Origin of the sequence: Rhodococcus sp. 077-4 (genome assembly GCF_047782425.1) — a bacterium.
Lineage (GTDB): Bacteria > Actinomycetota > Actinomycetes > Mycobacteriales > Mycobacteriaceae > Rhodococcoides.
Genome location: NZ_JAJPWC010000001.1, coordinates 1,639,290 through 1,659,039 on the forward strand (window position 1 = coordinate 1,639,290; position 19,750 = coordinate 1,659,039).

Sequence of the window (19,750 nt, forward strand, 5' to 3'; positions counted from 1 at the left end):
GTACGCGGACAGGCCGAAATAACGCCGCTACACGATGTGCCGGGCCCGCATTCCGTCGAACACCGGTGCCACTCGCACCACGTCACCGGTGGTGGGAGCGTGCACCATCTGGCCGTTGCCCATGTAGATCGCCACGTGTCCCGGGCCGGCCGGGCCGAAGTTGCCGAACAACAGATCGCCGGGTTGCGCGAGCTCCATCGGCACCTCGGCACCTACATTCCACTGAGTTTCCGAGGTGCGAGGCAGCGTCACCTTTCCACCCGAGGCCTTGTACAGGGCATACGACGTCAGGCCGGAGCAATCGAATCCGCCACCGGAGGGGCCGTTGATGTTGCCGCCGCCCCACACGTACGGCAGGCCCAGGTAGTCCATCGCCAATTGCACCGACCGGCCGCCGATGCCGGTGAGGTCGAGTCCGGCGAACGGGGTGAGGATGGCAGCGAACTGCGCTTCGGTCGCCCGGATACGAGACACGTACGGTTTCGTCTGCGTCTCGTAATCGACTGTCCCCGAGGGCATCCCGCCCGATCGGAGTACCGCGCCCGCGCCGGCGTTGTACCCGGCCAGCGTCAGGTCCAGGCTGTCGCCGGACACCTTGCCCTCTCGCTTCCAGCCGTCGACCTGTCCGTAGATATCGCACAGCAGGGTGCCCGACGCCATCACCGAATCGCCGATGCTGTTGACGTCGGTGACGCCGTTGCCGTCGTAATCCTTGCCGTACGTCGCCCACGTGCCCGGCATGAACTGTCCGGGACCCTGCGCGCCGGTGCTCGAGACCGGAGCGGTGGGGCCGTGCCGAAAACCGTTCTCGGCGGCATAGAGTGCGGCGATCGTCGTCGCTTTGACGCCGCCGCAGATGTTTCCCGCCTTCTGCAGCCACGGCACGAAGGCGGTGATGGCTCCGACTGCGCCCAAACCGATCGGACCTATGTTGATGCCGGTGAACGTGGCGGGTTGACCGGGAAACAGCGCTCGCCGAATGGCCTCGGCCGACGCCATGAACGCCGTCTGGGTGGCGATATCGGCCGCGGTGTACGTGCGGCCGGCGAACTGCACAGCACCGGCACCGAGCGCAGCGGCGGTGGTGGACACCGCGCTGGAAGAGAACCCGGCATTCGACGAGAACACACTGAACGGAAGTGGGGTGCTGGGTACGGCCGCAGCAGCTGTAGCGGCGGCTACTGCTGTCGGATCTGTCGGCACCGTAGCGCCCTCGACTGTTTCTGCCGCTTCTGTGTCTGTGCCTGCTGTTTCGATGTCTTCCACCGTCGGTAAGTCGGGGAGCATCGGCTCGGCCGCGGTGTGCAGGCCCTCGGCGGCGTCGGAGAGTGCTCGGTCGGCGATATCGGCTGCAGGCTCGGGCATGGTGCCCAGGAGCTCGGCCCATCGATCGGTCATCGTCTTCGCCTGGTCCTCGGCGGAGGCAGCTATCTCTGTCGCCTGATCCTGGACCGCCTGATTCTGCAGCGGTGGCGGTGCGTCCGTGCCAGCGACGGCACCTGCGGCAGACACGATGACGGCAACGATGACTGCGATGGGATCGCCGGCCATGTATCGACTCCTGTTACTCGAACGTCCTTCCCCGAGCCAGGAGCTGTGACCAGACTCACTCGGGTGCTGCACCCATCATGCACGGTGCGGACGTTCGACTCATGAGATTCGCAAAAGGAGTGGCAGCGTTGTCGGAACAGGGTTGTCGAAACCGGTTGTCAGAAGAGGGACGCCCAGTAGTCCGAGAAGCGGATTCCGATGAGCGCGACGACGATTGCGTACCACACGGCGAGCAGCGTCCACCGCCATTCGAGGAACAACCGGCCCACGGTGCTGGGGTTCTCGCGACCGATCAATCGGCTCAGTGCCAGCACGAACATCGGCATCGTCACCGCCCACACCACCATGCAGTACGGGCACAGGGCATTGATCTCGTACAGGCTCTGGAACATCAGCCAATGTACGAACACCTCGCCGAGCAGCAGGCCTGCACTCATCCCGAGCCAGAACCAATGCGGCAGCTCGACGCGGCCGAGCACGAGCACCCCGGCGACGAGGGCGATGGAGAACGCGACGATGCCGAGGACGGGGTTCGGAAACCCGAACAGCGCAGCCTGTTTCGTCACCATCACCGACCCGCAGGAGAGCACCGGATTCAGGCTGCAGGACGGTACGTACGACGCGTCTTCGAGCAGTTTGAATCGCTCGATCGTCAGCGTCAGTGCGGCCAACAGTCCGAGCGCGCTGAAGACTGTGAATACTGCAGCGCCTGCCCGGGTCCTCACGGCGTCAGTTACCGGCTGCTGCTGCAGCGGCGAGGATGTTCTCGGGCGTCGGGTTGGTGATGTCGGTGCCGTTGACGCGCACGCTCGGCGTTCCGTTGATGCCTTCGCCGAGGACGGACTGTGTCTGGGTGGTGACCCAGTCGGTGTAGCTACCGTCGGCGATGCACGATGCGGTGGCGGGGGAGTCGGCACCGGCTGCGGCGGCGATCTCGACGAGCTTGTCGTCGGACAGGCCGTTGCCGTTTTCGGCGGGCTGCTCCGCGAACATCGAGTTGTGCCAGTTCATCCAGCTGTCCCGATCGTTCTCGGCCACACAGATCGAGGCGCTGGCCGCGCGGGTGGAGTACTTCGTGCCGTTCGAGAAGCGATCGAGGATCGAGATCGGTCGGTAGTCGACGGCGACATTGCCTGCGTCGGCCACCTGCTGCAACGTCGAACCGCTGATGGACTCGAAGTTCTTGCACGCCGGGCACTGGAAGTCCTCGACGACACTGATCACGGTGGTGGCATCGGGATTACCGAAACGGATGGCACCGTTCTCGGTGAGAGAGGTAGGGGTGAGCTGCGCTCCGGAACCTCCGGCGGGGGATGCCTCTCCCGACGTCGAATCCTTGTTGACGACGAAGAAAGCAATCGCGGCCACGAGCCCGATCAACACGACTGCGACGACGATCTGAATCAGAGTTCGACGATTCTTGTCGCCGTTCTGCATGGCCCGGATGTCTTTCGAGACGCTGTTCTTACTCGTGTTCACGGCGACCAGTTTAGGCAGGACAACCTGAGCGCCAGATGAGAGCTGTTGCTGGATGAGTGCTGTTGCTGATTGAGTGCTGTTGCTAGATGAGAGTGACGAGTCGCTCTATCGCGAAACGGTATCCGTCGATCCCGAGGCCGGCGATGACACCGCTGGCGATCGGAGATACGTAGGAGTGGTGCCGGAAGTCCTCGCGGGCGTGCACGTTGGAGATGTGTACCTCGATGATCGGCACCTCCGGGATGACGAGTGCATCGCGTAGCGCCACCGAGGTGTGGGTCAGTCCGCCCGGGTTGATGACGATGCCCGATGCCACCCCGCGGGCCTCGTGGATCCAGTCGATGAGCTGGCCCTCGTGGTTGGATTGTTCGGCCTTGATGGTGAATCCGTGGTCGGCGGCGGTTTTCTCGCACAGGGCGACGACGTCGGCGAGGGTGGCACTGCCGTACACCTCGGGCTGCCTGGTTCCGAGCATGTTCAGATTCGGACCGTTGAGCACCAACAGTTGCTTGGCCATGACTCGACTCACTTTCCTGCGCAACGAACTACCGAGTCGATCATTTCACAGCTGTCTTGAGAGACTTGTCCGGTGAGAGCTGTGACTGCATGAGGACCGTGTGGGTGGTGTGGGGCGTCGGTGTCTTCGCCTACATCGTCGGGGTGCTGCATCGCACGTCGTTCGGTGTTGCGGGTCTCGGTGCTGCCGATCGCTTCTCGGTGTCGCCGTCGGTGCTGTCCTCGTTCGTGGTGTTGCAGGTGATCGTCTACGCGGGCATGCAGATCCCGGCCGGGGTGCTGCTGGATCGGATCGGTTCGCGCAAGATGATCGCCGCGGGCGCAGTGATCATGGCGTCGGCGCAGATCACGTTGGCGCTCACCGAATCGCTTCCGATCGCGGTGGCAGCGCGCGCGTTGGTCGGCGTGGGTGATGCGCTCACGTTCATCTCGGTGCTGCGATTGGTGCCGCGTTGGTTCACGCCGCGACGGGTGCCGATCGTCTCGCAGTTGACGGGTCTGCTCGGGCAATTCGGGCAGGTGCTCTCGGCGGTCCCGTTCCTGATTCTGTTGAACGGGTCCGGCTGGACCTTCGCTTTCGGTAGCGCGGCGGCGTTGGGGTTGCTCGCTCTCGTCCTGGTCCTCGCTCTCGTTCGCGACCGCCCCGACGGCGGCGGTGCCCCAGAAAGCGGTGCCCCAGAAAGCAGTGCCCCAGAAAGCGGTGCCCCGGAATCGCTCGCCTCCGACAGTGGGCCCACATCGCTGCGGCAGACCCTCGCCTCCATCGCGGAGGTGTGGCGTCGGCCCGGCACTCGGCTCGGATTCTTCTCGCACATGGGTACGCAGTTCTCGATCACGGTGTTCGCGTTGCTGTGGGGAGTGCCGTATCTGACGCAAGCACAGGGCCTGTCGGCGTCGACGGCCGGAGCATTGCTGACGACGTCGGTGTTGGCCGCGGTGGCGTCGGGCATCGTGCTCGGGTTGCTCACCGGGCGTTACCCGATGCGACGGTCGTGGCTGGTGCTGGCGATCATGGTCAGCAACGCGACCATGTGGGCGATCGTGCTGGCGTTGCCGGGGCCCGCGCCGCTGTGGTTGCTGGTGTTGCTCGTGGTGGTAATCTCGGTGGGCGGCCCCGGTTCGGTGATCGGGTTCGATTACGCGCGCACGTTCAATCCGAGCGCAAATCTGGGGACGGCGCAGGGGATGGTGAACATCGGCGGCTTCCTGGCGTCGCTGTTGGTGATCGCGGCGATCGGCTGGATTCTCGACGCGATGGGCGGTTACACCTTCGACGGTTTCCGGGTGGCGTTGCTCGCCCAGTTCCCGGTGTGGATCGTCGCCATCATCGGAGTTCTGTCGACGCGGAGCAAGACTCGCAAGGTGCTCGCGGCGGAGGGCATTCGTCCACACACGATGCGTGAGGTGCGGGACCGGATTCGGCGCAGATAAACCTTTGCTTCGAAGGCCTTCGGGGAGCATGCTGATGTCCGAATATTGTTGTAGGACACAAGCAAATGCTACGTAAAGGTGCGTCAAAGAGATGGTAACCGAGCCTGAAACGACACCCGCGACCGGCGAGTATTCGCATCGCGAGATCATGACGATTCTGTCGGGCCTGATGATGGGCATGTTCCTGGCTGCTCTCGACCAGACCATCGTGTCGACGTCGGTGCGCACCATCGCCGACGACCTGAACGGGTTCTCGGTTCTGGCCTGGGTGACGACGGCCTACCTCATCACCTCGACGGTATCCACGCCGTTGTACGGCAAGCTCTCCGATCTGTACGGACGCAAGCCGTTCTTCATGACTGCCATCTCGATCTTCGTCGTCGGATCGATGCTGTGCGGTATCGCGACGTCGATGTACGAGCTCGCCGCGTTCCGTGCCGTTCAAGGTCTCGGCGCAGGCGGTCTGATGTCGATGGCGTTGGCGATCATCGGCGATATCGTCCCGCCGCGTGAGCGCGCCAAATATCAGGGCTACTTCCTGGCTGTGTTCGGAACGTCCAGTGTGCTCGGGCCGGTCATCGGTGGCCTGCTCGCCGGGCAGTCGTCGATTCTCGGAATCACCGGCTGGCGCTGGGTCTTCTACATCAACGTGCCGCTGGGGATCATCGCGCTCGTGGTGGTGTGGCGGGTGCTGAACCTGCCCGTGTATCGGCGCGAAGCGCGCGTGGACTGGTGGGGCGCAGTGTTGCTCAGCGTCGGACTGGTGCCGCTGCTCATCATCGCCGAGCAGGGTCGCGTCTGGGGATGGAGTTCGCCGCGGGCCCTGCTGTGCTTCGGAATCGGCATCGTCGGCGTCATCGCGTTCGTGCTCGCCGAGATCAAGATGGGCGACGACGCCCTGATCCCCATGCGGTTCTTCCGAAACCCGTTGTTCTCGTTGTGCATTGCCGTGAGCGTCATCGCCGGCGCGGCCATGTTCGGCGGCATTTCGCTGTTGCCGCAGTACCTGCAGGTGGTCAAGGGCTCCTCGCCGACGCTGGCCGGCTATCAGACCTTGCCGCTCGTCGGTGCGTTGATGGTCGCGTCCATCGTCTCGGGCTCGATCATCTCGAAGACGGGGCGCTACAAGATCTTTCCGATTGTCGGAACCGCGCTGATGGCGATCGCGATGTTCGTCTTCCACTATGTGCACGCCGATACCCCGCTGTGGCAGACGATGGTCGTCATGGGTGTGTTCGGGCTCGGTCTCGGTTCGATGATGCAGCCGCTGACCCTCGCCATCCAGAATGCGATGCCGCCCAAGGACATGGGCGTATCCACTTCTGCCGCAACGTTCTTCCGGCAGATCGGTGCGACGGTGGGTGTTGCCGTCTTCCTGTCGATGCTCTTCACTCAGCTGACCCCCAAGACGGGCGACGCGTTGGTCGCCGCGAGTTCGACTCCGGCGTTCCAGCAGGCAGTGCAGAGCGCCGCGAGCAGTTCCGATCCTCTGCAATCCGGGTTCGCGCGGGCAATCGCGTCCGGCGATGCCTCCGTCGCCGGCAGTGCACTGGAGGACAGCTCGTTCATCCAGAAGCTCGAACCGGCTCTCGCCGAGCCGTTCCGCATCGGCTTCTCCGACGCCATGGACTACGTGTTCCTGGCAGTGTCGATTCTGATGCTCATCGGGTTCGTCCTGGTGCTGTTCTTGAAGGAGGTTCCGCTGCGCACGATGTCGGGTCTGGCCGCGGCGCAGCAGGAGCGAGACGAAGAACGAGCGAACGAGGTAGACCCGAGCCAACGGTAGGTGCGGTGAGTTCTGCCAACCGGGTGCATTCTGGTCCCGTCACGGATGCGGTGTTCAGGGGCCCATGCATGGATTTCGCGCCGATATTGCGGCCGTGATTGCTCGACACAGCCAGTGCGCGCTCGAGTTCGGCCGTTCGGAATCGAGATCTCCGATGCAATGGATTACGTGTCTGTCGCGGTGCCGATCCTGAAGATCAGGGTATTCGTGCTGGTGCTCATCCTAAAACAGGTTTCGCTGCACACGATGTCGGGCGGTGCTCCGGCGCAGCAGAAAGCGTCGAGAGAATCGAGAGGCCAAGGCGAGCTCGGCTTGCCGGTTTCACTGCATTCCGAAGGGACGATCGGCCCAGGATTCTCGGAGCATTGGACGGGGTGGGGCGCATAGTCTTTATGCATTCTAATCTTTATGAGTTCTAATAGTTTATCTGTAACCGTCGGTAATGGAGTTATGGATCGGTTTAGACCCCCTAAACAAACTACTTGTCCCGGATTGACAGCTCGATATCCTGATGGTGTGATTGGCCTCACATCATGATGCTCGCAATGGCCATGACCAGGAGTGAGGGTTTGATAGCCGCCCACATCATGGCTGTATTTCAGTGTTGAAGCAGAGGCGGTAGAAGCTCAAAGCAGGATCCAGAAGTATGAATGTCTCACGCCATACACGCCTTTGGTGCGCAATTCAGTCAGTCGTGCAATGGTTTACATCGATCCTACGGACTTCAGGGACGCCCATGCATTCTTCGGAATATGGCAATGCGAAATCCGGACGCTCAATTTCACGCAAGAGGCTGTTCCCTCTGGCGGGTTCTATCGCGACGGCAATCGTAGGTTTGATGCTGCTCCACGCCTCACCGGTTGCAGCTCAACCTTCGACCGTGGGGCTCGGCACGGCTGACAGTTATGCAGTACTGGCGGGCTCGACGGTGACCAATACCGGTACGTCGGTGATTTCCGGCAGCATCGGGGTGAGTCCTGGTGTCGGCGATCCGCCCGGCGTTACCGGTTTTCCGCCCGGAGTGGTCACCGGGGGAACGATCGAGGATCGCACTGCCGCGGCTGCGCAGGCGCAGTCGGATTTGACAGTCGCGTACAACGATGCCGCCGGCCGGACTCCGCCGACCGCGATCGGTGTCGAAATCGGCGGATCGACCTTCACAGCCGGGGTCTACAGAGCAACGACCGAAATTGGTCTGACCGGACAGGTGACCCTCGATGCGCAGGGAAACTCGAACGCTGTGTTCATCTTTCAGGCAGGCTCGACGCTCACCACTGCATCGGAGAGCAGCGTCCTACTGATCAACGGAGCAAACCCTTGCAACGTGTTCTGGCAGATCGGAAGCTCGGCCACCCTCGGCACCGACACGGAGTTCGTCGGTACGATCATGGCCCTTGCATCGATCACGGTCACAACGGGAACGACGGTCCAGGGACGCATGCTGGCGCGTAATGGTGCGGTGACGCTCGATTCCAACACCATTACCAGGCCGGTGTGCGGGGAGCCGACGACGACAACGACAACGCCGCCGACAACAACAACGACCACGACCACCGACGCGACGACGACCACTGACGCGACGACGACCACGACGACCACGGACGCGACGACGACCACGGACGCGACGACGACCACGACGACCACGGACGCGACGACGACCACCGACGCGACGACAACCACCGACGCGACGACGACCACGACGACCACGGACGCGACGACGACCACCGACGCGACGACAACCACCGACGCGACGACGACCACGACGACCGCGGGCGCGACGACAACCGCAGGTCCTCCTGTCATTACGATCCCGCAGATTCCGGGCATACCAGGGCTGCCTCCTGTCATCACATTGCCGCAGATTCCGGGTATCCCGAACACGCCGGGACAGCCAGGACAGCCAGGACAGCCAGGACAGCCAGGACAGCCAGGACAGCCAGGACAGCCAGGACAGCCGGGTCAGCCGGGTCAGCCGGGTCAACCGGGTCAGTACAACCCTGGTGGTCAGATCACCCAGATTCCCATGGGCGGTGTCGACACTGGCGACGGAAGTTCCCTGCACGACCGGAGCCCGACCTCGGTCCCGGTGTGGATTCTGTTGATATCGGTGATCGGCAGTTCGACCTTGGCCCTCTCCCTGGTTCGTATTCGACGCTGACTCTCGGTGAGCTCTGTGAAGAACGCCCGCTTCCTGCCGCTGGTGGCGGCCGGGATAGTCATGATGATCGCGCTGCTCGTCGGTTGCGCCACTCCGGCGGACCCGGGGCCGAGCCCGAGGACGGCATCGAGTGACACGGTGCCTGCCCCCGCCGAGTCGGTCGGTCCTACTGAGTCGACCGGCGAGAATGCGGTCGGTGCGGGGTCACCTCCGATTCGGATCGAGATCGCCGCGATCGGTGTCGATTCCGGGGTCATGGGGCTGGGGCTGCGCGCAGACGGCACTATGGAGGTACCCCCGGGAGGATTTCCGGCCGGGTGGTACACCGGATCGCCGATCCCCGGATCGCTCGGTCCCTCGATATTGGCCGGGCATGTCGATTGGGGTGGCAGTGCGGGTGTCTTCTATCGCCTCGGCGAGTTGAACAAGGGAGACGCGGTGGTCGTCACAAGCAGTGACGGTCAACAGGTTCGGTTCGATGTCACTGCGGTCGAGCAATACCCGAAAAACGAATTTCCGACCCAGTCGGTATACGGCGATATCGATCATGCGGGCCTACGGCTGATCACCTGTGGTGGTCAATTCGATTCCGGTGCAGCCAGTTACGACGACAACATCGTCGTGTATGCAGCGCGGGTTTGAGGTATTTTTCCAAGGCTGTACACACGGCGCTGCTCGCACACGAGTGGGCGCGGTGACTCCTCGCTCCCACGCGGGTCTTCTTGTGTAGCCGGGCGTCGGATCCGGGTACGGGGAGGATCTTCATGACCGAGGGCTGGGTGCAGTTGGGTCCGGTGCGAACGTGGTTTGCGGCGGTCGGTGACGGTGATCCCGTGGTGTTTCTGCACCCCGGGGGCGTCGACGCGCGGGCGTTGGATCCGACCGTCGCTGGCCTGGCGTCGGCACTGCGCGTGTACACACCTGAGCGTCGAGGTCACGGCCGCACACCCGACGTCGAGGGTCCTGGGCTCTCCACGAAATTGTCGTTCGCGGACATGGCCACCGACACCATCGCGTTCATCGAACAGGTCGTCGGTGGACCCGCGAGGTTGGCCGGATGCAGTGACGGCGGTGTGGTGGCCCTGCTGGTCGCGTTGCAGAGACCGGATCTGGTGGAACGCCTCGCCTGCGTCGCGAGCGTGTTCCACCGTGACGGTTGGGGCGGAGGCATGTCGGGACAGGGCGATCGGAGCGACTTCGTCCGCAGACTCGACGGCATGCACAGCGCGGATCCGGTGTTGACGGGCGCGGATCTGGCCGAGCTGTCGGTACGCACACTGGTGATGATCGGCGACGACGACGAGGTGAGCATCGAGCACGCCGCCGAGTTCTACCGCAGTGTGCCGGCTGCCGAACTTGCGATCGTGCCAGGGACTTCCCACGGGCTGTTGGTCGAGAAGCCTGCCCTCTGCAACGCGATCCTGATCGACTTCCTCACTCGGGACGCAGTGCAGACATATGCGCCGATTCGGCGGGTGTGATGGCCTCGGCCGGCCGCATGGCGCGCTCGAGACCATCGAACAGCACGTCCAGTCCACGTTCGAGCTCGTCTGCACCGTCGTACTCGGTGATGAGCGGCGGCAGCGTGGACAACAGCGGAAACTGATCGACGGGGAGTCGGCGCAGGGCGAGGCTGAGGCGGTCGCCCGTCTCGTCCTGATTCTCGGTCATTTCCTGGGTCTCGCTCAACAGGTGACCTCGTAGGAACGACCTCAACAGTCGGTAGGTCGACAGAGCCTCGGGTGCGGTGAATCCTGCGGTGATCATCAACGCCAGAATGCTCTCGAGCGATCTCAAAGATCTGGTGGTGCCGAGCCCGAGCGGGGTCGACTGCGGCCGGGTGGCCAGCAGGATCACCGTCTTGGGATGTTCGAGGGCGAGTTCGCGGTAGTGCCGGGCGAAGATTCTCAGCTGGTGCCGCCAGTCCGGGTCGGTTCGATCGACCGCGACAAGCGTGCTGAGTACCGAATCGGCTATGGCGTCCAGTAGTGCCTCCTTGGTCGGGAGGTACCGGTACACGGTCATGGGGTCGCGATCGATCGATGCAGCCAGGCTGCGGATCGACAGACTGTCGAGGCCGCTGCGATCGACGATGGACAGGGCAGCTGACACCACGTACTCGCGGTCGATCTTGTCCCGGGAGTGTGGGCCGAATCGGTTGTTCGGAGACATCGGCTGGCACCCCTCTCGTAAAGCCGTAAACGAACCGTTTAGTCGCTTGCAAACAAACTTGTTGTTTGGCAACGCTTTTGGCTTGACGCACGATGCTACACGTGGTGTGCTGTAGTTCTACACCGTAGAGATACGGGGAAACTCTTTGTTGCGGAGTGGGAATGAGCCTCCGCTGAATTCGCATTCTTGTCACCCTGCTGAAGCCAGTCGGCCGGTGACACCAACGATGTACAGAATCTGCGAGACCTCGACGCCCCTGGTCTGTTCCAGTGAGCACTCGTCGAACGTCGCGGTATATCTGAAGACGCACACGAATCTCGTCGGGGGATTTGGAACGCACATCATTCAGTGAGACAACATGTTTCACTCGAACCCTCGAGCAGATCGGTACATTCATGCACGCTCCGCAGCACGGCTCTGCCTCGGCCAAGTCCAGGCGAAAGGGCGCGACTCTGATTCCGCTCGCCGGCACGATAGCGCTGGCAACCAGCGCGCTGATGCTGGTCAACGCGTCGACGGTAGACGCACAACCCACCACGGTGGGCCTCGGAACCGCACAGAGTTTCGCCGTTCTGGCCGGGTCCACTGTGACCAATACCGGTCCTTCCGTCATCGTCGGCGATGTCGGCGTCAGCCCCGGTGAAGGCGAACCGCCCAGTGTGAAAGGCCTTCTACCGCAGCAGGTTACAGGCGGAGTGATTCACGACCGCGACACTGTTGCGGCATCGGCGCAAGCGGGCCTCACGGTCGGATACAACGATGCTGCCGGGCGAACGGGGCCGGCCAATGTCGGGGTCGAACTCGGTGGACAGACTCTCTTCGCCGGACTGTACGGAGGCTCGGGCACTCTCGGCCTCACCGGAACCCTGACGCTCGACGCCCAGGGAAGATCGGATGCCGTCTTCATCTTCCAAGCCGCATCGACCCTGATCACGGCGTCCAACAGCCGAGTGTTGCTTACGAACGGGGCCAACCCGTGCAACGTGTTCTGGCAGATCGGTAGCTCCGCGACGCTTGGTACCGGTACCCAGTTCGTCGGCACCGTCATGGCCCAGGCGTCGATCACTGCCACGACGAACGCGACTGTGCAGGGTCGACTGCTGGCTCGAAGCGGTGCCGTCACCCTCGACTCCAACACGATCACCCGGCCGAACTGCGCGACAGTCCCGGTGACGACCACAACGGTGCCACCGACTACGACCACGACCACGGTGCCACCCACCACCACGACCACCACCACCGTGCCACCCACCACGACCACCACGACCACCACCGCGGCGCCGACGACGACCACGACGACCACGACTGCACCGGGTGGCGGTGGCGGGACCCCGGGTGGGCCAGGTGATGGTGGCGGAACACCGCCCATCGTCATCGAGGTTCCCCCGATCCCGGGCGTGCCGCCGATTCCCGGTGTGCCGCCGGTGATCACGCTCCCGCCGATACCCGGTTTGCCCGGTATCCCTGAGCAGCCGAACACGCCGAACATCCCGAATCAACCGAACATCCCGAATCAACCGAACACGCCCAACACACCGAATCAGCCGAACGTGCCGAACACTCCCAATACACCGAACACTCCGAACACACCGAACACTCCCAATACACCGAACACACCGAACACACCGAATCAGCCGAACACACCCGGTGTTCCGAATCAGCCCGGTCAGCCAGGTCAGCCAGGTCAGCCAGGTCAGCCGGGTCAGCCGGGCACGTACAACCCGGGTGGTCAGATCACTCAGATCCCCAACGGCGGTGTCGAGACAGGTGACGGCAGCACCACGTCGCGGCCCACCGCAGCGTCGATGATTCCGATGTGGAGTGTGCTTGCGGTGCTTACCGCAGGTGCGGTATCGGTCCTGGCGCTGACCCGTCGTCGTCGCTGAGATCGAAAGATGCACGCGAACAGGGAAATTGATTCCCCCGCTGCTGTCGCCCGTACTACAACTCGATACCGGGTTGTAGTACGGGCGGCGGTGGCAGCCGTCCTGATGTCGATCGCGCTCGTGTCCGGGTGTGCGACGCCCGTGGATCAGCCGGCTCCGGCTCGTGCCGTGCCGGCAGAGTCTACCGAGGCTGTGACGTCTACTGAGGCTGTGACGTCTACCGAGGCTGTGGCACAGCCGAATTCGACTCCGACGCAGGGGAGTGATTCAGGTGTCGAGTCGGGTTCCCCGCCCGCTCGCATCGAGATCGGCGCTATCGGTGTCGATTCCGATGTGATGGGTCTCGGTCTGCGTTCGGACGGCTCCATGGAAGTTCCGGCGGGCGGTTTCCCCGCCGGTTGGTACACCGGGTCGCCGGTTCCTGGTCAGTTGGGACCGTCGATCGTTGCAGGACACGTGGATTGGGGCGGCAGCCCCGGTGTCTTCTACCGGCTCAGCGAACTCGAGCAGGGCGACGACGTCACCGTCGTCGGCCAGGACGGGAACACGGTTCGGTTCGTCGTCAGCTCGGTGGAGCAGTATCCGAAGGATGCGTTTCCCACGCAGCAGGTCTACGGCGATATCGATCATCCCGGCTTGCGTCTGATCACCTGCGGCGGCCAATTCGACTCGGATGTCTCCAGTTACGAGGACAATATCGTCGTGTACGCCGACCGCGTCTGATCGAGACCCGAGCTCACAGGTAGTTCGCAGCCTGCTCCCAGCTCGGCCGACGTTCCATCGCACATTCTCGTAGTCGACAACTTCGACGAACAGGATCTGCGATGACTGCCCAACTCGACCGACCGGCTGCGATGCCGCCGTCGCACGCCCGCCAGCCGTCCTGGCAGGGCCGGTGGTGGTATCGCCGCCGCCACCTGCTGGGGCTGCTGGGTCTGCTCGCTGCCACCGCGACGCTGTACCTCTGGAATCTGACGGCAAGTGGGTACGCGAACACGTTCTACGCCGCTGCGGTGCAGGCGGGTACCAAGGACTGGACGGCGTGGTTCTTCGGGTCGCTCGACTCCGAGAACTTCATCACCGTGGACAAGCCGCCGGCCTCGCTGTGGGTGATGGGGCTGTCCGCTCGACTGTTCGGGTTCTCGAGCTTCGGTCTGCTTCTTCCGCAGGCGTTGATGGGCGTCGCCTCGGTGGCCACCGTGTACGCCGCCGTCAAGCGCGTCGCGAATCCCACGGCCGGCCTGTTGGCGGGCTTCGCGCTTGCGTCGGTTCCGGCGGCGGCGTTGATGTTCGACTTCGACAATCCCGACGCACTGCTGGTTCTGCTCATGACGCTCGGCGGCTACTTCGTCGTGAGGTCTCTGCAGACGACAGCGGGACGACGGGCCGCGATGTGGTTGGCGCTTGCTGGTGTTGCACTGGGCTTTGCATTCCTCACAAAGATGTTGCAGGGACTGCTGGTGTTGCCGGCATTCGGGTTGACGTATCTCGTTGCGGGGCAGGCGCAGTTGCGGTCTCGGCTGGTCCACTTGATGGGTGCCTTCGCGGCGTTGGTCGTGGCGGCCGGATGGTGGGTGGTGACGGTTCAGCTGTGGCCCGTGAGCGCCCGACCGTACATCGGCGGGTCCACCGACAACACCGTGATGGATCTGGTGCTCGGATACAACGGTTTCGGTCGTATCTTCGGCAACACCGGCGGGGGTGGGATGGAGGCACCCGCCGGAATGAGTGCAGGCGCCGCGGGATCCAGCTTCGGTGGCTCGACCGGGTTGGATCGGTTGTTCGGCAGTGAGATGGGGATTCAGATCTCGTGGCTCATCCCGGCTGCGCTGGTGGCGTTGGTATTCGGGTCGATCGCTCGTGGCCGGGCACCGCGTACCGATCTGCTGCGCGCGTCGCTGATCCTGTGGGGCGGCTGGTTCCTGGTGACGGCGCTGATCTTCAGCTACATGTCCGGAACGATTCACCCGTACTACACCGTGGCGCTGGCCCCGGCTCTTGCGGGCATGATCGGCACCGGCGGCTATGCACTGTGGGTTCGACGTGAATCAATTTGGGGCAGAGCCGGTATGGCGGCAATGATGATTTCTGCCGGCACCTGGAGTTGGGTGTTGTTGCACCGTAACGCAGATTGGCTGCCGGCCCTGAAATGGATCTTGTTGGCCGGAACCGTCGTGGCAGCTGTGATGATCATGCTGGCCGGGCGCTACAAGAAACTCGCAGCGGCGGCGCTGATCCTCGGTGCGGTCGCAGGTCTGGGCGGCGGGGCGTCGTACGCCATTGCCACCACAACCAACGCGCACAGCGGGTCGATTCCGACCGCAGGTCCGACCGGTGCAGTCAGCGACGGTGGTATGGGAGGAATGGGTGGCGGAATGCCGACCAGCGGAATGCCGACCAGCGGAATGCCGGACGGTGCGCTGCCGGCCGGTGCTGCCGATGGTGCCGCGACTGACAGTGCTCTGCCGGACGGTGCCGTGCCGGACGGTGCTGGTGCCGATGGTGTTGCGGCATACGTCGGTGCTGCTGCTGCGGGAGCGACTGCCGATGCGGCAGGTCTTCCGACGGGATTGGGGACAGGCGATGGCGGCATGCCCAGCATGCCCAGCATGGGTGGCGGTATGGGCGGTGAGACCAACGAGGAGTTGACGACTCTGCTCGAGTCCACGACCACGCGCTGGTCTGTTGCAGTGAACGGCTCTATGTCGGCTGCGGGGTACGAGTTGTCGTCCGATACTGCGGTGATGGCGATCGGTGGCTGGAGCGGTGACCCGGCGCCGTCGCTCGACGAGTTCATCGAGTACGTCTCCAACCACGAAGTGACGTACTACGTGTCCGGCGGCATGGGTGGCGGTATGGCTCGTGGCGGAATGGGCGGCGACACGGAGAGTACGTCCTCGCAGATTCAGGAATGGGTCGAGGCGAACTTCACGGCCACCACTGTCGGCGGCGCGACGGTGTACGACCTCAGTTCCTACGCAGGCTGACCGAAGACCGAACGGTACGACCGAACACACGGCAGAAACGCACACTTTTTCCGTCGCAGATGTATTCGACTGCGGCGGAACAAGTGTGTGCACCCTCGGGTCTGGTCAGAAGGGCGGTGGCTCGTCCTCGGGCGTCGAGGTCATCAGTGGAGTCGGTTGCGGGGTCGGTTGTGGTTTCGCAGCCCTCGAAGTCGACCAATCTTGCTCGATCGCTGCCCCTCTGGGCTTCGAGTGGACCTTCTGCAGGTGGCTGAGGTCTGCGGGGTGGGTCGTGCCGGGAACGGTGACCGCGGTGGTGCCGGCGTTTGAGATCCAGAACTCGGCACCGCCGGCGAGCATGACGGGAGTCCACAGGCCCATGGTCTTGAGGCTGTGGTGGTAGCGGCACAGGCAGTGCAGGTTGGTGTCGATGGTCCAGCCGCCCGTCGAGGGATCGCGATGGAAGTACGGGACTATATGGTCGATGTCGCATTGCCGAGCCGGGACATCGCACCCCGGATGCCTGCAGGTGCGATCGCGATGCCGAATGAGCTCTGCCAGTGCAGCAGTCGGTCGATATACGAGAGCTCCGGGTGGCGGCACCACGAGACCGCCGTGCCCGTCCGGGTGCAGGGCAAGTCCGAGTGTCGGATCGGCCGCGATGGCCGCTTCGAAATCGGCGACGAAGGTGTAGGTGCCTCGATACGGCGTGGCGATACAGGTGTTGCGCAGTCCTTGTGGGGACTGTCCTTGTGCCGACTGTGATTGTGCGGACTGTGCTTGTGCGAAATACGGCGCTCGCGGGGGCCTGGGAACGGACCCGCCGGTGCGACGCCGACCGCGCCCCAGCGGATGAAACACCGTGTGCCCGCTGCTTTTCGGCCCGTTGCCTCTCTGCCCGTTGCCTCTCGGCCCACCGACTTTCGTCCCGTCGCCTTGCGTCGCGTTGCGATTCGGCTTGCTGCCGCTGTCGGTTGTGCCTTTGGCACCTGCGCCGGTGTCACTGTTGTCGCTACTGGTCGCGAGGTCGGTATCGAGCTCGGTGAGTGACTCCAGGTCGTCGCCGTAGCCGAGCTTCTCGGCAAGATCGCGCGCCTCGGTGAGGAGGATCTGCCAGTGAGCGTTGCCGGCGAGTTCGCGGGCGTAGTCTGCGTCGATGCTGCCGTGGCCGGCCAGGTGAGCCGGATTGGACAGTAATCCGGCAAGGGTGGCGAGGTCGACAGTGATGACCGTCAGCGGTGTACGCCGATCGGGTCGCGAGGTATCGGCCGTGCACGGATTGTCCTCGTCGGGCTCGCACATGCATGCCATGGAGGATTCCTGGTGCAGCAGAGCAACATACGCCGCCGCTCGCTTCTGTCCTCTGTTCCGTGGATCTCGACGACATACGGTTGCGGCCATCTCGTTGATGAGTTGCCAGGCAGCGGCGGCGTCGGCAGCGGTGAGGTCAGCTTTCAGCGTCGACAACACATCTTTGTCGGTGTACGTGACGTTGGTGTGCCGTTCCAATTCCGTGCGCAGCGCGGCGGCCTCCTCGGGCGCGATGCGGAACATGATCGACCAAATTTCGGTCGCGAGCGGACCGGGCGACAATCGTCGGGCAGCGTGCAGAACTTCGCGCTGGACGGCCGTCGCCGCCTCCAGCGTCAGATTGTGGGTGCAGCGGTAGATCGCACGAACTCGAGGTAAATCGAGCTCGCCGGCCCCGAATGCGGCTGCGACGGCGGGAAGCCGAAGCCGCAGGTCCATTCCGACCTCGGCGTATGTGTTCGCGACGGTCTTGGAGCAACCCAGAACGTGCGCAATTTCGGAGGCCGCATAGTTGCCCGCGTCGTGGATGACATCACCGACGAGCACATTTTGATGAATGCACTTGTCCCAGATATCAGCGGCCAGAGCAACCTTGCGAGCGCACGCCTGATTCTCGAGGATCGCGATGTCGCGGATCTCGCCCAGCGCTGCACTGTCGATGTACGGCTTCGATTGCGGCCCGAGATAGGCAGCGAACCGACTCCGCGTCGTTGTAGATGCAGTCATCTCGAGTCGCCCCCCGGCATGTGTTCCCAACAGCGATAGAACGTATGTTCGATGATACTTCGGATTCCGACACCGGTCAACCCCAATTATGTTGCGCAGAAACAAGATCGGAGAATTGCGCTCTATACACCCGCCCACCGACACAATTCTCGATCCCGATGCACGCACCGACTGTCTCGCGGTCAGTGCTGCGTGCCGATGCTTCTCACATACCCGCCCGCGACTGGACGCCTTCAGTTCGGCGAGTATTTCTTGGCATCGGCCCCTGGATCGCAGGCTGTCCCCGGGGCCGCCACGAGCTCGAATCGCTCCAGAACCACCTGGGTATCGTCGTTCACGGTGAAGTGCGGGTCGCCGAGTTCTTCGCGGACTGCGGCCGACTGCCAGAACTTCTCGTGGCCGGCCCGCCACTGCGCAACGTCGATGTATCCCTCGCCCTCGTCGAGGGCGTGGTGCAACGAAACATTCTTCAGCGCAACGATATCTACCGCTATCGTCTCGATGACCCCCACTACGGCTTCGGCGGAATCCACTACCGCGCCGCGCTCACCGACCCTCGGTAGGTCCTCGTCCGCATACTGCGCCAACAGGCTCGCTGTGGTGGTCTTCTCGCCGGACAGAACCGCCGAAACCAGGGCATCCCTCAGGGGCCCAGGGAACGCGAATTCGACTAGCGGTAGCTCGGACACTGTCGGATCATATTTCGAGGTCTGCCCACACCAGTCGGTGGTCGGAGGGGTGCTCGGGCTGATTCGGCCAGTACACCTGCGAGTCGATCACCGTCAGATCGTCCGACGGCAGGACGTAGTCCACGCGCAGATCGCCCGGCGTCGGGTCCGAGAAATCGGCTGTGTCCGTGCCGTGTTCGGCGGATGTGGGCGCCGGATCCTGAACCCGCGCGAGATCGAGAACCTGCGCGATGGCACCCGCTACCGAATCGCCGTCGACCGGGTCGCTGTTCTGATCGCCCAGCATGATGAACGACGCACCGTCCTCGAGCCCGCCGCGCACACCCTTGTCGTCGTAGAGGTAGTCCGCACCCGAGATGTAGTCGGCGCTGAGCCGAATCTCGTCGTGATTGCGCTTGCCGTTGCGGTCCTCTTGTCCGTCGAACGACGGGGGAGTGGGGTGTGATGCCAGCACGTGCAGCGTCTTCCCGTTCACGTCGATCGGCACGTCCCAGTGCGACTTGCTGGACAGCCGAAGCGCGTCCGACGCCTCGCCGTAGTAGTCGCGCGGCAACAGCGAGTCCGGCATGTCCTTCCACAGAAAATTCTGGAACGTACGTACCGAATCGGTGTCGATCGGGAACTTCGAGTAGACGACCATCCCGTACTGACCCGGGAACTGACCGAAACCCCATGCATCGCCCGGCCCGCCGAGCTTGCCGTCCCGGTCCAGGTCGAGTCCCGAATCGACGCCCGTGTTCACCGGTGCGGTGAAGAAGTGTGGGTACCGACCATCCAGGTAGTTGTCGTTGAACAGGGCCGGAGCATCGTCGCCGGAGTAGTCGAACTCGTTGACCAGCAACACGTCCGGTGAGTTCTCGGCGATCACGTCGGCCACCGCGCGGGCCTGTGCGTTCTCACCGGTCAGATCGGTCACCAACTGTCCGGCCGCAGGCCGGTTGAGGCTGGCATTGAACGTCGCCACCCGAATGTTCGACGGTTCGTCGGGGGCCGGATCCGCAGAAGAGCAACCAGCAGCCATGAAGGTGATGGTAACGATCACGGCCACGACTCTCGACATTCTCACGCTCGACACCGTA

The 19,750-nt window shown here is 63.5% G+C and carries 16 protein-coding genes; 8 read left to right on the forward strand and 8 right to left on the reverse strand.

Annotation, left to right across the window (positions count from 1 at the left end; genetic code table 11):
• Positions 1-27: 27 nt before the first annotated feature.
• The 4 genes from ACNEOT_RS08125 to aroQ form a co-directional block, all read right to left on the reverse strand.
• Positions 28-1,551 carry an NlpC/P60 family protein gene (locus tag ACNEOT_RS08125; protein ID WP_415973371.1) on the reverse strand — a complete coding sequence of 508 codons (1,524 nt, stop codon included), beginning with the start codon at positions 1,549-1,551 and terminating at the stop codon, positions 28-30.
• A 158-nt stretch (positions 1,552-1,709) separates the two neighbouring features.
• A complete protein-coding gene (locus ACNEOT_RS08130) occupies positions 1,710-2,276 on the reverse strand; it encodes a vitamin K epoxide reductase family protein (RefSeq protein ID WP_415973372.1) in 567 nt (188 codons plus the stop codon).
• A 4-nt stretch (positions 2,277-2,280) separates the two neighbouring features.
• Positions 2,281-3,030: a DsbA family protein gene (locus ACNEOT_RS08135; protein WP_415973373.1), complete on the reverse strand. Its 750-nt coding sequence runs from the start codon at positions 3,028-3,030 to the stop codon at positions 2,281-2,283.
• 82 nt (positions 3,031-3,112) lie between these two features.
• A complete protein-coding gene (gene aroQ, locus ACNEOT_RS08140; RefSeq protein WP_415973374.1) occupies positions 3,113-3,547 on the reverse strand; it encodes a type II 3-dehydroquinate dehydratase in 435 nt (144 codons plus the stop codon).
• Between the two features lie 89 nt (positions 3,548-3,636).
• Between aroQ and ACNEOT_RS08145 the strand changes: the two genes are divergently transcribed.
• From ACNEOT_RS08145 to ACNEOT_RS08165, 5 genes are all read left to right on the forward strand, one after another.
• The gene (locus tag ACNEOT_RS08145) at positions 3,637-4,977 is read left to right on the forward strand and encodes an MFS transporter (protein ID WP_415973375.1); all 1,341 of its coding nucleotides are present in this window, start codon (positions 3,637-3,639) and stop codon (positions 4,975-4,977) included.
• Between the two features lie 91 nt (positions 4,978-5,068).
• Positions 5,069-6,763 carry an MDR family MFS transporter gene (locus ACNEOT_RS08150; RefSeq protein WP_415973376.1) on the forward strand — a complete coding sequence of 565 codons (1,695 nt, stop codon included), beginning with the start codon at positions 5,069-5,071 and terminating at the stop codon, positions 6,761-6,763.
• An 838-nt stretch (positions 6,764-7,601) separates the two neighbouring features.
• The gene (locus ACNEOT_RS08155) at positions 7,602-8,921 is read left to right on the forward strand and encodes an ice-binding family protein (RefSeq protein WP_415973377.1); all 1,320 of its coding nucleotides are present in this window, start codon (positions 7,602-7,604) and stop codon (positions 8,919-8,921) included.
• Between the two features lie 6 nt (positions 8,922-8,927).
• Positions 8,928-9,563 (forward strand): class F sortase, encoded by a 636-nt coding sequence (locus tag ACNEOT_RS08160; RefSeq protein WP_415973378.1) that lies wholly within the window; start codon positions 8,928-8,930, stop codon positions 9,561-9,563.
• Positions 9,564-9,685: 122 nt separating this feature from the next.
• Positions 9,686-10,402, forward strand: coding sequence for an alpha/beta fold hydrolase (locus ACNEOT_RS08165; protein ID WP_415973379.1), 717 nt, complete (start codon positions 9,686-9,688; stop codon positions 10,400-10,402).
• Here ACNEOT_RS08165 and ACNEOT_RS08170 read toward each other — a convergent pair.
• Positions 10,356-11,093 carry a TetR/AcrR family transcriptional regulator C-terminal domain-containing protein gene (locus ACNEOT_RS08170; protein WP_415973380.1) on the reverse strand — a complete coding sequence of 246 codons (738 nt, stop codon included), beginning with the start codon at positions 11,091-11,093 and terminating at the stop codon, positions 10,356-10,358. The two genes, ACNEOT_RS08165 and ACNEOT_RS08170, sit on opposite strands and share 47 nt — an antisense overlap.
• Positions 11,094-11,488: 395 nt before the next feature.
• On the opposite strand from ACNEOT_RS08170, the gene ACNEOT_RS08175 reads away from it, so the two are divergent.
• The 3 genes from ACNEOT_RS08175 (at position 11,489) to ACNEOT_RS08185 (ending at position 15,966) form a co-directional block, all read left to right on the forward strand.
• The gene (locus ACNEOT_RS08175) at positions 11,489-12,979 is read left to right on the forward strand and encodes an ice-binding family protein (RefSeq protein ID WP_415973381.1); all 1,491 of its coding nucleotides are present in this window, start codon (positions 11,489-11,491) and stop codon (positions 12,977-12,979) included.
• 210 nt (positions 12,980-13,189) lie between these two features.
• Positions 13,190-13,702, forward strand: a complete 513-nt coding sequence (locus ACNEOT_RS08180; protein ID WP_415973382.1) for a class F sortase — start codon at positions 13,190-13,192, stop codon at positions 13,700-13,702.
• 101 nt (positions 13,703-13,803) lie between these two features.
• Positions 13,804-15,966 carry an ArnT family glycosyltransferase gene (locus ACNEOT_RS08185; RefSeq protein ID WP_415973383.1) on the forward strand — a complete coding sequence of 721 codons (2,163 nt, stop codon included), beginning with the start codon at positions 13,804-13,806 and terminating at the stop codon, positions 15,964-15,966.
• Positions 15,967-16,071: 105 nt separating this feature from the next.
• On the opposite strand, the gene ACNEOT_RS08190 is transcribed toward ACNEOT_RS08185, so the two are convergent.
• From ACNEOT_RS08190 to ACNEOT_RS08200, 3 genes are all read right to left on the reverse strand, one after another.
• Complete coding sequence (locus ACNEOT_RS08190) at positions 16,072-17,982, reverse strand: DUF222 domain-containing protein (RefSeq protein WP_415973384.1); 1,911 nt, start codon at positions 17,980-17,982, stop codon at positions 16,072-16,074.
• 233 nt (positions 17,983-18,215) lie between these two features.
• The gene (locus ACNEOT_RS08195; protein ID WP_415973385.1) at positions 18,216-18,671 is read right to left on the reverse strand and encodes an ASCH domain-containing protein; all 456 of its coding nucleotides are present in this window, start codon (positions 18,669-18,671) and stop codon (positions 18,216-18,218) included.
• A 7-nt stretch (positions 18,672-18,678) separates the two neighbouring features.
• On the reverse strand, positions 18,679-19,731 hold the full coding sequence (locus ACNEOT_RS08200) for an endonuclease/exonuclease/phosphatase family protein (protein ID WP_415973701.1): 1,053 nt from the start codon (positions 19,729-19,731) through the stop codon (positions 18,679-18,681).
• Between the last annotated feature and the right edge of the window lie 19 nt (positions 19,732-19,750).